Genomic DNA, 12769 nt, shown 5'->3' on the forward strand with positions numbered 1-12769 from the left:
CTACTGCCCTTCCAGGGAGCAGCTGTTCACCAGGGTCGCGGTTTCCGCCCCGGCGGGCAGGTCCACGGTCCAGGAGGGGGGCGGCCGCAGTCCTGTGCCGAGCCAGCGTTCGAGAGCCGTGAACGCCGTGCGGTAGCAGGGCGCGAGGGGACGCAGCCGGTCCGGGAACACGTCGGCCAGGGCATCGGTGTGGGTGCCGCCCTCGATGCGGTAGTAGCGGTACAGACCGTCTCGTCCGGCGTCGCGCACCATACGGGCGTAGACATCGGAGTCCTGACTGATCGGCAGCAGGACGTCCAGGGTGCCGTGCAGGGTGATCAGCGGCTTGCCGATCCGTCCGGTCAGGCCGATCCTCGCCACGGCCCGCCTCACCTCGTCGGGACGCGTCGCGTAGTCGTAGTCGGTGTCGCAGGCCGGTGTCCCCGCCGCGCAGTACGGCGTACCCGCCTCGGTCGCCCCGTCGAAACCGGGGTCGAGTTCCTCACGGTAGATGCGCTGGGTCAGGTCCCAGTAGACCTGGTGGTGATACGGCCAGAGGAACTCCGACCCGGCCGGGAACCCCGCGGCGTGCAGGGCCTCCTGCGCCTCCCGGGCGCGTCCGCCCCCGGCGGCGTACAGCGGGTAGTGGCGCAGCGCCTCGGGCAGGAAGTCCAGCAGGGTGGGCCCTTCGGGGCGCCACAAGGTGCCTTCCCAGTCGACTCCGCCGTCGTAGAGCTCGGGACGGTTCTCCAATTGCCAGCGCACCAGGTATCCGCCGTTGGACATGCCGGTCACGAGGGTGCGTGAGGGCGGGCGGTGGTAGCGCCGGGCGACCGTGACCCGGGCGGCTCGGGTGAGCTGGGTGAGCCGTGCGTTCCACTCGGTGATGGCGTCGCCCGGCGCCTTGCCGTCCCGGTAGAAGGCGAGGCCGGTGTTGCCCTTGTCGGTGGCGGCGTATGCATAGCCGCGGGACAGTGCCGAGTCGGCGATGGCCCGGTCGTTGGCGTACTGCTCGCGGTTGCCGGGGGTGCCGGCGACCACCAGGCCGCCGTTCCACCGGTCGGGCAGACGGATGACGAACTGGGAGTCGTGTCTCCAGCCGTGGTTGGTGTTCGTGGTGGAGGTGTCGGGGAAGTAGCCGTCGATCTGAATGCCGGGGACGCCGCTGGGGACGGTCAGGTCCTTCGGTGTCAGCCCGGCCCAGTCGGCCGGGTCGGTGTGCCCCGATGCGACCGTGCCGGCCGTGGTCAACTCGGCCAGACACGCCGCCTGTTGACGCTCGGCACCCGGTACGCGCAACTGCTCGCGGTGCGCGCAGTGCCCGCCCGGACTCGCCGATGCGGCGGTGGCGGACGTGGGAGTGAGCACGAGAGCGGCCACGGCGAGGGCCGTGGGAACGCGGTGTTGCCAGGAGCCTGACGGAGATCTTGGGGACAGACGCATCAGTGTGCCTCCGAGGACGCTGCAGGGATGCGCGGGAGACTAGGGCGCCCCACCCGCCTCAGACATGGGTCGGCCAACCACCGTCAGCCTTCCGGTGATGGTGCGGGACACCACCCCGGATCGGGAGGCAGGTCCTGCGCGGACGAGCGCGAGAGCGACTATGGGCGGCCGTCACACAGCGCTTCCCTCGGTCCTGGCTGTCCAGCCCATGCCGAGGCCGGCGGACGCGCCCCGATGATGCACGGCAACCGACCAACGGGCCCCGCCCGTGCATCAGGAGCCCGTGCATCAGGAGGCAGTCGTCATGGGACCGTCGCATCCTCCGTTCCGCTTCACCAAGGGCCGCAGCCTCGTCAGAGGCATCCGCCGCAGGGTCGCCGCCGCCGCGGGCACTCTGGCCCTCACAGCCGGCCTGGTCGCCATGGGCCCGCAGGCGTCCGCCGCGGGCCTGACCCAGCTCACCGGCTTCGGCACCAACCCCGGCAACCTGTCCATGTACGCCTATGCGCCGGACGCCCTGCCGTCCGGCGCCCCGCTCGTGATCGCCCTGCACGGCTGCACCCAGAGCGCGAGCGACTACTACGCCCACTCCGGCTGGCCGAAGTTCGCCGACCGCTACGGTTTCGCGCTGGTCTTCCCCCAGACGAGCAGCGCCAACAACGCCAACTCCTGCTTCAACTGGTTCGAGCCGGGGGACAGTTCGCGCGGTCGGGGCGAGGCACTGTCGATCAGGCAGATGGTCGACAAGGCCGTCTCGCAGTACGGCAGCGACAGCCGACAGGTCTACGTCACCGGCCTGTCCGCCGGTGGCGGCATGACCGCGAACCTGCTGGCCGCGTACCCCGACGTCTTCGCGGGCGGGGCCATCGACTCCGGTCTGCCCGCGTACTGCGCGACCACCGTATCCGCGGCGTACACCTGCATGTACAGCCCACCGGACAGGACTCCCGCCCAATGGGGCGACTTGGTGCGTTCCGCCGCTCCCGCCGGCACCTCGTCGTGGCCGCGCGTCGCGATCTGGCAGGGCTCCGCCGACACCACGGTCCGACCCGCCAACGCCGCCGAGCTGCGCGACCAGTGGACCGACGTGTGGGGCATCGGCCAGACGCCTTCGCGCACGGAGAGCCTGGGCGGGGGCACCACGCTGACCGCCTACGACGACACCTCCGGCCGACCCGCGGTCGAGGTCTACTCGGTCGCCGGCATGGCGCACGGGCTCGCGGTCGACCCGGGCAGCGGCACCGAGCAGTGCGGCGCCAGCGGCACGTACTACCTCGACACCATCTGCTCCAGCTACCACACCGTCCGCTTCTGGGGCCTCGACGGCCACGACCAGGGCACCGGCGCCCTGCCCGCGCCCACGGGGCTGACGGTCACCGGGACCACCGGCACCACCGCGGCCCTGAGCTGGAACGCGGTGCCCGACGCGGCCTCGTACACCGTCTACCGAGACGGCACGAAGGTGGGCACCACCGGGTCGACCGCCTACAGCGACACCGGCCTGACCGCAGGCACGACGTACAACTACACCGTGGCAGCCGTGGACGCGGCAGGCGCGCCGGGCGCGGTCTCCGCCGCGGTGACCGCATCCACCACCGGGTTCACGCCCACGTGTCACACGGCGAGCAACTACGACCACACGGTCGCCGGACGCGCGCATCAGAGTGGCGGTCAGACCTATGCCAACGGCTCCGACGAGCCCATGGGGCTGTGGAACACCTTCACCGGGCACACCCTCGAGCAGACCGGGCCCGGCTACTACGTCGTCGCGGACTCCGGCTGTCCAGCCTGATCCTGGACGATCGATACATCGGGTGTATCAGAAGACAGTTGCCCGCAAAGTCACCCCCAGAATCATCTATACGCGCACTGGGCGCGGTCGAAGTCATTGACTCCTCCGATGTATTGGTGTTCCCTCCCGACGGATCGACCTTCACTCACGCAACGGAAAGGACACCCCGATGAACAGGAGATCCGTCTTACGGACAGCGGCCGGACTGCTGGCCGGCGGCCCCGCACTCGCCCTCCCCCGGCCCGCGGGCGCGGCGGTGGCCGCCGACCCGACCGACGGCTGGAGGCAGACGTCGTTCACCTACAGCTGGCAGAAGCCCTGGAACCTCGACCTGAGCGAGCGTCACAGCTACAGCAGCGGAGTCCACCGGATGTGGGTGTACGCCACGGACGAGCCCTTCGAGGAGGGCAGCTCCACCGATCCGCGCACGGAGATGCGCTGGAAGGTCGACTACACCACGGGCGATCGCATGTGGGACGCCGACGTCTATCTCCCTTCCGGCTCGGACGGCGCCTCCTTCGTCCAGATCCTGCGGAGCGTCCACCCCTCCGGGACTCCGGCCACCGACATCATGCTCAACGTCTACGACACGGGCGGGGGCACCGTGCGCCGCTACGACGGCACGGTCCTCAAAACCGGGGCCTACGACACCTGGTTCAACGTGAAGATCGCCCACCAGGCGAGCACAGGAACGGGCACGGTCAAGGTCTACTTCGACGACGCCCTCGTCCTGACGGTCGCCGACCGGGGACCGGCCACCCGCTACTTCAAGAACGGCGTCTACAACCACGGCTCGGGGCGCGTGGAGGCCCGTTTCCGCAACATCCGGTACTGGACGCGGTGATCTCCACGGGCCGGCGGAGCTGACCGGCAACTGTCCGGTACGTCGGGTTGCGCCGGACAGTTGCCCACTTGGACGGCGCAGGGCCGGGAGGCGACGACTCCTTAACCGCGCCCTGGGCGCCGCCAGAATCACCCGCCTTGGAGCGGGACGCGGACGCCCTTCAGCCCAGATCCTCTTCCGGACACGGAGCCTTTTCCAACCGGGGTGTGAGGTACAGCGGTTGCGGTGACGGAAGAACGACGCCCCAGGTAACTGGGCCGTCGACCAACAGCGCCCTGCTCCACCTGGGGGCCTGAGTCCCCACCCATCCGACCCGGTGGGATCTGCCCACTTCCGCGCTGAGGCTCCTGCGTTCCGCCCACACCTTCGCCGAGCTCTCAGCCGGTTTCCACGTGGGCCTGGCCCCTGCCGTCTCGCCGGACGAACTCAGAAATCATGCTGAGGATGAACGGCTGATCGCACGAGGCGGACTCGCGCGGCTGGTATGCGGCAGGGTAGATAGACGTAGCCGTTGCCGTTGTCGAGGAGCAACCCTTCATCGATGCCGTCCACGGACCAGAGATCGGCCGGCCCACCGGTGTTGTTGATGATCTGGAGGAAGAACCCTGCTTCTTCCTCGTCCCGACAGACGAAGATCCCCTCCACCTCGGGGCGACGGCTGCCGGCGATTCCCCGTGCGGCGCCCATGCGGGTCCAGTCCAGGCCATGCTGTGCGATCGACCGCCGATTGAGCACGGACGAGACGTGGAACAGGTTCGACGTATCAGACACGCCAGGAGTATAGGAGGCCGCGAGGCTTCCATCCTCATGCCGAGGCAGTGAGCTCCAGCGGAGTTTCCCCAGCAGGCGCCAGGACTTGAGGGTGGCCATCGCGTCCGCGTCCATGCGAAGATCCGCGCACTTAGCGAGCAGGCCACGGGATGCCGCCGCCGCTGAGGGCGTCGAGCAGGCCGTGAGTGCGGGCCGCCTTGATGGTGGACGGCGCCTGGCAGGGCCGGCGATGCCCAGACGAGCTTTCCGAACGGGTCGGTGAGCACCTGGACGTTCATGCCTTGCCTGCCGTGCTTGCTGGAATGGAACGGACGGTCGGCCCCGAGTCGGTCGACGGCAAGCAGGGTCCCGTCCAGGATCACGAACGCCTTCCGTGCGGCGACGGCCATGACCTGCTGGATCGTGGGGGGCGAGGACGGCCAGGACACTCACGGCCTTGCTGACGTCCGCCGCTACGTCCAGCCCACCCCAGACGACGGCCGATCAGGACCCAGGTCAGGAACTCGCAAGAAAGGTGACTCGCACCTTTCGTTGCAAATTATCCCGATTTGTATCCACCAGGCACACCGACTGCCAAGTCCCCAGCTCCAGCTGTCCGTTCACCACCGGCAGCGTCGCGTGGGGCGGGACGATCGCCGGGAGGACGTGGTCGCGGCCGTGGCCGGGGCTTCCGTGGCGGTGCTGCCAGCGGTCGTCGGCGGGGAGAAGGGTGTGGAGGGCGGCGAGGAGGTCGTCGTCGCTGCCGGCACCGGTCTCGATGAGCGCGACGCCTGCTGTCGCGTGCGGGATGAAGACGTTGAGGAGGCCGTCACGGCCTGCGGCGACCTCCCTCAGGAAGGCCTCGCAGTCGCCGGTGAGGTCGACGATCCGCTCCGTCGAACCGGAGGCGACGTTCAGGATTCGGGTGGTGAAAGCGTCTGCCATGCCCCCATCCTCACCCCTGGGACCGGATTCACTCATCATTCCTGGACCATCCTGCGATACGGCGGGTCCAGTCCGCGAGACGCCATTGACCGTGGACACGCCGACTGGCTAGCTTCGGCCCCATGTTGCGTTCAGTCCTGCTCACCACGCGCGGTCACATCGACCTGCTGCGGGTGGCCTCCGCCGCGTGTCGCCGCGGCTGCTGACGCCCTTCTCCCCACTTTTCCCGCACCCTCGTTCCGCCGACCGGCGCGCACGCTGATCCGTGCCGTGCTCAGGCGGCGTCGAGGCGTGCCCCTCGCCGGTCGCTCTCCCCCTCCGTGGAGCATCATGAGCATCAGCCACGCCCCGCCAGGTTCCCCTGAAACCGATATTCCGGAAACCTCCCACCCGGACGCCGCCGAGCCCACTCCCCCCGGCCCCGACCCCGACCTCGACCTCGAACCGATCGTCCCCGCCTCCTCCCGCCGCACCCGCGTTCCCCGCTGGCTGCGCCGAACCAGCGGTCCGGTCCTGCTGCTGGTGCTGTGGCAACTCCTCAGCAGCACCGGTGTGTTGACCGCCGACGTACTCGCCTCCCCCGGCCGGATCGCCCAGGTCGCGGGTGATCTGATCTCCGACGGTTCGCTGACCTCGGCGATGACGACCTCGTTGCAGCGGGTCGCGGGCGGGCTGCTCCTCGGCGCAGTCATCGGCACCGGGCTCGCCCTCGTCTCAGGTCTGTTCCGGATCGGCGAGGACATCGTGGACGCCCCGGTGCAGATGCTGCGGACCGTGCCGTTCGTCGGTCTGATCCCGCTGTTCATCATCTGGTTCGGCATCGGCGAGGCCCCGAAGATCGCCATCATCACGCTCGGCGTGACCTTTCCGCTCTACCTCAACGTCTACGCGGGCATCCGTGGCGTGGATGCCCAGTTGATCGAGGCCGGGGAGTCCCTCGGTCTCTCGCGGTGGGGGCTCGTACGGCATGTCATCCTGCCCGGCGCGCTGCCCGGCGCCATGACCGGTCTGCGCTACTCGCTCGGCATTTCCTGGCTCGCCCTCGTCTTCGCCGAGCAGGTCAACGCGGACTCCGGCATCGGCTTCCTGATGGTGCAGGCGCGGGACTTCCTGCGCACCGACGTCATCGTGGTCTGCCTCATCGTCTACGCCTTCCTCGGCCTGCTGGCCGACTTCATCGTCCGCTCCCTCGAAAGGCTGCTGCTGCAATGGCGACCGACGTTCACAGGCCGGTGAACCACCAGGTGACCGAGGAACCCACGGCCGGGGCATCCACGGCCGAGGGAACCGAGGCCGCAACGGAACTCAAGCCCAAGGCCAAGGCCGAGGCACCCCGCCCCGCGCAGGCCGTGCGCGTCGAAGGACTGACCCGCTCCTTCGACGGCCGCGCCGTCATCGACGACCTCCGACTCGACGTCCGCGCAGGCGAGTTCGTGGCCCTGCTGGGCCGCAGCGGCTGTGGCAAGTCCACCCTGCTGCGCATCCTCGCCGGACTCGACCGGGACATCGAGGGCACCGTCCTGGTCCCGCGCCGCAAGGCGGTCGCCTTCCAGGCACCCCGACTGATGCCGTGGAAGAAGGTGTGGCGCAACGTCCTGCTCGGCCTGCCGGGCAAGCCCGCCCGCGCCGTCGCCGACCAGGCACTGGGGGAGGTCGGCCTGAGCCACCGCACGGACGCCTGGCCCAAGACCCTCTCCGGAGGCGAGGCCCAACGCGCCTCGCTGGCAAGGGCCTTGGTGCGCGAGCCCGATCTCCTGCTGCTGGACGAGCCGTTCGGCGCGCTCGACGCCCTCACCCGGATCAAGGCCCAGCGTCTGGTCGGGGAGTTGTGGCAGCGGCGCGGCTGCGCGGTGCTGCTCGTGACGCACGACGTCGAGGAGGCCGTGCTGCTCGCCGACCGTGTCCTGGTGATGGACCAGGGTGTCATCGCGCACGAGCAGACGATCGACCTCGACCGGCCGCGCGACATCACCGATCCCCGGTTCGCGGAGATCCGCGGGCAGCTCCTGGAGCGCCTGGGCGTCGACACCGCAGCCGAAGCCGCCTGAACTCCCCTACCCACAAACCAAGTTCCACAGAACGGATCCCCATGCGACGTCGCCTCGCCCCCGCCGCACTGCTCCTTCCCTTCGCCCTTCTGCTCACCGCCTGCGGCGGAAACGCGTCCGCCGGCACCGACACCGACGGCAAGGGCTCCCTCACGCTCAACGTCGGTGACCAGAAGGGTGGTTCGGAGGCGATCCTGCGCGCCGCCGGGGAGCTCGACAACCTCGACTACAAGATCAAGTGGTCGACCTTCACCTCCGGCCCGCCCCTTCTGGAGGCCGTCAACGCCAAGGCCGTCGACATCGGCGGCGTCGGCAACACCCCGCCGGTGTTCGCGGCCGGCGCCGACTCGAAGATCACGGTGGTGGCGGCCTGGCACGGTACGTCCAAGGGGGACGCCATCCTCGTACCGAACGACTCAAAGCTGACCGGTCCGGCGCAGCTGAAGGGCAAGTCCGTCGCCGTGGCGCAGGGTTCGTCCGCCAACTACCAACTGGTCGCCTCCCTCAGGAAGGCCGGGCTCGGTCTGGGTGACGTGAAGGTCAAGTACCTCCAACCGGCCGACGCCCTGGCCGCGTTCACCTCCGGCAAGGTCGACGCGTGGGCGGTGTGGGACCCGTACACCTCGCAGATACTCCAGGCGAAGCAGGGTCGTGTGCTGACCACCGGGGACGGCATCACCAACGGTCTGACCTTCCAGGTGGCGGCGCCGAGCGCGCTGAAGGACAAGAAGAAGGTCGCCGCGATCAACGACTACCTGGAGCGGCTGCGACGCGCCTACAAGTGGGTCTACTCCCACGAGCCGGAGTGGGCGAAGGTCTGGGCGAAGGAGACGGGGCTGCCCGAGGACGTGGCGCTGGCCGCGGTGAAGCGCACGTACACCACCCGGGTCGCGGTGGCGGTGGACCAGCGGCTCATCGCCTCCGAACAGGAGATCGCGGACACCTTCACCGGGCTGAAGCTCATCCCCCGCAAGGTCGACTTCGGCGACTTCACCGATGCGCGGTTCAACGGCGACCTCCCGCCGTCCACCACCACACCCCGCCCCTCGGAAACGGACTGACACGGCCGCGGGAAGATCCAGGACCTCCGCACCGTTGGTAGAAAGGTGAACAACTTCCGCGAGGTCGAGGTAGTCGTCATAGGCGCCGGCCAGGCAGGTCTGTCCAGCGCCTATCACCTGCGCCGCACCGGTTTCGAGCCGGAGCGCGACTTCGTGGTGCTGGACCACTCCCCCGCCCCCGGCGGCGCCTGGCAGTTCCGGTGGCCCTCGCTGACGTACGGCAAGGTCCACGGCATGCACGCGCTGCCGGGGATGGAACTCACGGACGCCGATCCGGAGCGGCCGTCGTCGGAGGTGATCGCCGAGTACTTCACGGCGTACGAGCGCACTTTCGACCTTCGGGTACGGCGCCCCGTCGACGTCCGTGCCGTACGCGAGGGCGACGACGGGCGGCTGCTCGTCGAAACCTCGGACGGGGCCTGGTCGACCCGGGCGCTGATCAACGCCACCGGCACCTGGGACCGGCCTTTCTGGCCGCGCTATCCGGGCCAGGAGACCTTCCGGGGGCGGCAGTTGCACACCGCGCAGTACCCGGGACCCGAGGCCTTCGCCGGGCTGCGCGTGGTCGTGGTGGGCGGGGGCGCGTCCGGCACCCAGCACCTCATGGAGCTCGCCCCGTACGCGGCCGCCACCACGTGGGTGACCAGGCGTGAACCCGTCTTCCGCGAGGGCCCCTTCAGCGAGGACGTCGGCCGGGAGGCCGTGGCGCTCGTCGAGGAGCGGGTACGGCAGGGGCTGCCGCCGAAGAGCGTGGTGTCCGTGACCGGCCTTCCGCTCAACGACGCGGTCCGGCAGGCGATCACGGACGGGGTCCTGGACCGGCAGCCCATGTTCGACCGGATCACGCCCGAGGGCGTGGAGTGGAACGACGGGCGGCGTCTGGAGGCCGATGTGATCCTGTGGGCGACCGGGTTCCGGGCCGCCATCGATCACCTGGCTCCGCTGAGGCTGCGCGAGCCGGGTGGCGGGATCCGGGTCGAGGGCACACGCGCGGTCGCCGACCCGCGGATCCATCTCGTCGGCTACGGCCCGTCGGCGAGCACCATCGGCGCCAACCGCGCGGGCCGTGCGGCCGTGCGCGACATCAGGCGGCTGCTGACGACGGAATCCGTCGCTGTCTGACGTACCGTCACAGTCACCCTGCCTTGGCCGACTTCTGCTGGTTCTTGTTGAACTCGGCCACGTTGCGACGGTGTTCCTCGAAGCTGTTCGTGAAGCGGGTGTCCCCCGGCTTCACCGTCACGAAGTACAGCCAGTCCCCCGGGGGCGGGCTGATGGCCGCGCGCATCGCTTCCTCGCCCGGATTGTCGATCGGGGTCGGCGGCAGACCCATGCGCTGGTACGAGTTGTAGGGGCTGTCGATCCGGAGGTCGGCGCTGGTCGTCCTCAGCGTGGAGCGGTTCAGCGCGTAGTTGATGGTGGAGTCCATCTGCAACGGCATCCCGCGCTCCAGTCGGTTGAAGATGACCCTGGCCACCTTCCCCATGTCGGCCTTGGTCGCGGCCTCGGCCTGGATGATGCTCGCGATGGTGACGGCCTGGTAGACGTTCATCGCGTTGCGCTGGGCGCCGGCCGCGACGGGGGCGCCCTTGAACTTCTGGTTCGCGGTGTCGACCATGAACGAGAGCAGCGCCTCGGGCGTCGTCTTCCTCCCGTTGCGCTCCAGCGGATACGTCGCCGGGAAGAGGTAACCCTCCGGGTTGCCCTCCGCCTCGTTGGGCAGCTTGAGGTGCACCTTGGCCAGGGACTTCTTGGCGGTGCCCGGGGGCTGGGCGAGGGCCTTGTCCACGGCGTCGTAGACCTGCCCGGCCCGCCAGCCCTCCGGGATCACCAGCGTGGTGGGCTTCTTCTCCCCCTCGCTCTCCAGGCTCAGCAGCGGTACCGCCACGGCGGTGCCTGCCACGACGGCTCCGGTCGCGATGAGGGCGAGTCGGCCCCGGCGCGTCAGTCGAATCGTGCTCCGTGGCGGAGTGTTCATGTGCATGCGGGCACGGTAACCCGCATATCCTCATAAACCAGGCATATCTTCGGCTTGTCGGATTCGGTTCAGCTGGTCGGTTCCAGCTGCGCGTCCCCGTGTGCCGGGTCCAGTCGGGCGTCCCGGCGTACGAGCTCCGCGTACCGCCCGTCCTGTTCCAGCAGTTCCTCGTGCGTGCCGCGTTCGGCCACCCGGCCGGAGTCGAGGACCACGATCTGGTCGGCATCGCGGATGGTGGACAGGCGGTGCGCGATGGTGAGCGTGGTGCGGTTGGCCGAGAGCGCGTCGATGGCCTCCTGCACGGCGTGCTCGGTCCGGGTGTCCAGCGCGCTGGTCGCCTCGTCCAGGATGAGGACGGGCGGGTCTCGCAGAATGGTCCGTGCGATCGCCAGGCGCTGCTTCTCACCGCCGGAGAACCGGTGCCCGCGCTCGCCGACGACCGTGTCGTACCCGTCCGGCAGCGAGGCGATGTGCTCGTGGATCTGGGCCGCCCGCGCCGCCTGCTCGATCTCCTCGTCGGTCGCGTCCGGCTTGGCGAAGCGGAGGTTGTCGGCGACCGAGGCGTGAAAGAGGTACGTCTCCTGGGAGACGACCCCGATGGCGCGCGCAAGGGTGTCGAAGTCGAGGTCGCGGACGTCGACCCCGTCGAGGGTGACCCGGCCGCCCGTCACGTCGTAGAGGCGCGGGACGAGATAACCGAGCGTGGACTTGCCGGCGCCGGTCGGGCCGACGACCGCGAGGCTGCTGCCCGCGGGGACGTCGATGTCGATGCCGCCGAGGATGGGGCCGCGCTGATCCTCGCTGTCGTATCGGAACTCCACGCCCTCCAGGCGGACCTCGCCCTTGACGCGGTCGAGGTGGACCGGGTCCTCCCGCTCGGTGATGTCGATCGGCAGGTCGAGGTACTCGAAGATGCGCTGGAAGAGCGCGAGCGAGGTCTGGATCTGGACGCCGGTCGACAGGAGGCTCACGGCCGGACGGAACAGGCCCTGCTGGAGCGAGACGAAGGCGACGATGGTGCCGATGGAGATGTCCGGGCCGCCCGTCTGGAGGGCGAAGCCGGCGGTCCAGTAGATGATGGCGGGCATCGCGGACATGACGATCCCGATGACGGCCATGCGCCAGCGGCCGGCCATGTTCGACCGCACTTCGAGGTCGACCAGGCCCTCGGACTCGTCGGCGAAGGACCGGGTGAGCGAGTCGGAACGGCCCATCGTGCGGCCGAGCAGGATGCCGCTGACGGAGAGCGACTCGGTGACGGTCGCCGCCATCGCGGCCATCTGCTTCTGGCGCTGAGTGACGATCTTCTTGCGTTCCTTGCCGACCCGGCGGCTGATCCACACGAACACCGGAAGCAGCAGCAGCGAGACGACGGTCAGGCGCCAGTCGAGGGCGATCATCGCGACGATCGTGGCGATGACGCTGGTCAGGTTGGAGACCAGGGACGTGGCGGTCGACGTGACCGTGGCCTGCATGCCGCCGATGTCGTTGGCGATGCGCGACTGCACCTCGCCGGTGCGGGTGCGGGTGAAGAACGCGAGCGACATGCGCTGGAGGCGGCCGTAGACCGCGGTGCGCAGGTCGTGCATGACGCGCTGGCCGACCGTCGTGGAGATCAGGGTCTGCAGGACGCCGAAGATACCGGTGAGGACGGCGCTGAGGATCATGCCCAGCGCGAGCAGGCTGAGCAGTCCGGTGCGGCCCTCGGGGATGGCCACGTCCAGCGTTTCCTTCAGGAGGAACGGGGTGGCCACGGTGACGAGGGAGGAGGCGCCGACCAGCAGGCCGACCACGGCGAGCTTGGCGCGGTAGGGCTTGAAGAGCCGGAGGATGCGGCGCACCTGACGCGGTTGGTCGGTCGAGGTGCCTGGGGTGGGGGTCCAGTCGATGTGATCGCGGGGCATGGTCTCCTACGGAGGGTGAGATGGT

The 12769-nt window shown here is 69.4% G+C and carries 12 protein-coding genes and 1 pseudogene; 7 read left to right on the forward strand and 6 right to left on the reverse strand.

Annotation, left to right across the window (positions count from 1 at the left end; all coding sequences use genetic code 11):
* Nucleotides 1–1422, reverse strand: coding sequence for a tannase/feruloyl esterase family alpha/beta hydrolase (locus RNB18_RS29545; RefSeq protein WP_311717168.1), 1422 nt, complete (start codon nucleotides 1420–1422; stop codon nucleotides 1–3).
* A 304-nt stretch (nucleotides 1423–1726) separates the two neighbouring features.
* On the opposite strand from RNB18_RS29545, the gene RNB18_RS29550 reads away from it, so the two are divergent.
* Both RNB18_RS29550 and RNB18_RS29555 read left to right on the forward strand, forming a co-directional pair.
* A complete protein-coding gene (locus tag RNB18_RS29550) occupies nucleotides 1727–3214 on the forward strand; it encodes an extracellular catalytic domain type 1 short-chain-length polyhydroxyalkanoate depolymerase (RefSeq protein WP_311717169.1) in 1488 nt (495 codons plus the stop codon).
* 169 nt (nucleotides 3215–3383) lie between these two features.
* Nucleotides 3384–4058: a polysaccharide lyase family 7 protein gene (locus RNB18_RS29555; protein WP_311717170.1), complete on the forward strand. Its 675-nt coding sequence runs from the start codon at nucleotides 3384–3386 to the stop codon at nucleotides 4056–4058.
* Nucleotides 4059–4484: 426 nt separating this feature from the next.
* Here the strand turns inward: RNB18_RS29555 and RNB18_RS29560 are convergent, their stop codons facing one another.
* From RNB18_RS29560 to RNB18_RS29570, 3 genes and pseudogenes are all read right to left on the reverse strand, one after another.
* Entirely contained in the window at nucleotides 4485–4943 is a 459-nt protein-coding gene (locus RNB18_RS29560) for a hypothetical protein (RefSeq protein ID WP_311717171.1), read from the reverse strand.
* 34 nt (nucleotides 4944–4977) lie between these two features.
* Nucleotides 4978–5273: pseudogene (locus RNB18_RS29565) on the reverse strand (transposase family protein); the annotation flags it as partial.
* 51 nt (nucleotides 5274–5324) lie between these two features.
* Nucleotides 5325–5753, reverse strand: a complete 429-nt coding sequence (locus RNB18_RS29570) for a YjbQ family protein (RefSeq protein WP_311717172.1) — start codon at nucleotides 5751–5753, stop codon at nucleotides 5325–5327.
* A gap of 122 nt (nucleotides 5754–5875) precedes the next feature.
* Between RNB18_RS29570 and RNB18_RS53790 the strand changes: the two genes are divergently transcribed.
* The 5 genes from RNB18_RS53790 (at nucleotide 5876) to RNB18_RS29590 (ending at nucleotide 9984) form a co-directional block, all read left to right on the forward strand.
* On the forward strand, nucleotides 5876–5959 hold the full coding sequence (locus tag RNB18_RS53790) for a putative leader peptide (RefSeq protein WP_350495123.1): 84 nt from the start codon (nucleotides 5876–5878) through the stop codon (nucleotides 5957–5959).
* A gap of 124 nt (nucleotides 5960–6083) precedes the next feature.
* Entirely contained in the window at nucleotides 6084–6989 is a 906-nt protein-coding gene (locus tag RNB18_RS29575; RefSeq protein WP_311717173.1) for an ABC transporter permease, read from the forward strand.
* Complete coding sequence (locus RNB18_RS29580; protein ID WP_311717174.1) at nucleotides 6962–7801, forward strand: ABC transporter ATP-binding protein; 840 nt, start codon at nucleotides 6962–6964, stop codon at nucleotides 7799–7801. The genes RNB18_RS29575 and RNB18_RS29580 overlap by 28 nt, the downstream gene beginning before the upstream one ends.
* Before the next feature lie 41 nt (nucleotides 7802–7842).
* On the forward strand, nucleotides 7843–8862 hold the full coding sequence (locus RNB18_RS29585; protein WP_311717175.1) for an ABC transporter substrate-binding protein: 1020 nt from the start codon (nucleotides 7843–7845) through the stop codon (nucleotides 8860–8862).
* Nucleotides 8863–8907: 45 nt separating this feature from the next.
* A complete protein-coding gene (locus RNB18_RS29590; RefSeq protein ID WP_311717176.1) occupies nucleotides 8908–9984 on the forward strand; it encodes an NAD(P)-binding domain-containing protein in 1077 nt (358 codons plus the stop codon).
* A 13-nt stretch (nucleotides 9985–9997) separates the two neighbouring features.
* Here the strand turns inward: RNB18_RS29590 and mltG are convergent, their stop codons facing one another.
* Both mltG and RNB18_RS29600 read right to left on the reverse strand, forming a co-directional pair.
* Nucleotides 9998–10846, reverse strand: a complete 849-nt coding sequence (gene mltG, locus RNB18_RS29595; RefSeq protein WP_311717178.1) for an endolytic transglycosylase MltG — start codon at nucleotides 10844–10846, stop codon at nucleotides 9998–10000.
* 62 nt (nucleotides 10847–10908) lie between these two features.
* Complete coding sequence (locus RNB18_RS29600) at nucleotides 10909–12744, reverse strand: ABC transporter ATP-binding protein (protein WP_311717179.1); 1836 nt, start codon at nucleotides 12742–12744, stop codon at nucleotides 10909–10911.
* Between the last annotated feature and the right edge of the window lie 25 nt (nucleotides 12745–12769).

This window comes from Streptomyces doebereineriae (assembly GCF_031845645.1).
In the GTDB taxonomy this organism is placed as follows: domain Bacteria; phylum Actinomycetota; class Actinomycetes; order Streptomycetales; family Streptomycetaceae; genus Streptomyces; species Streptomyces canus.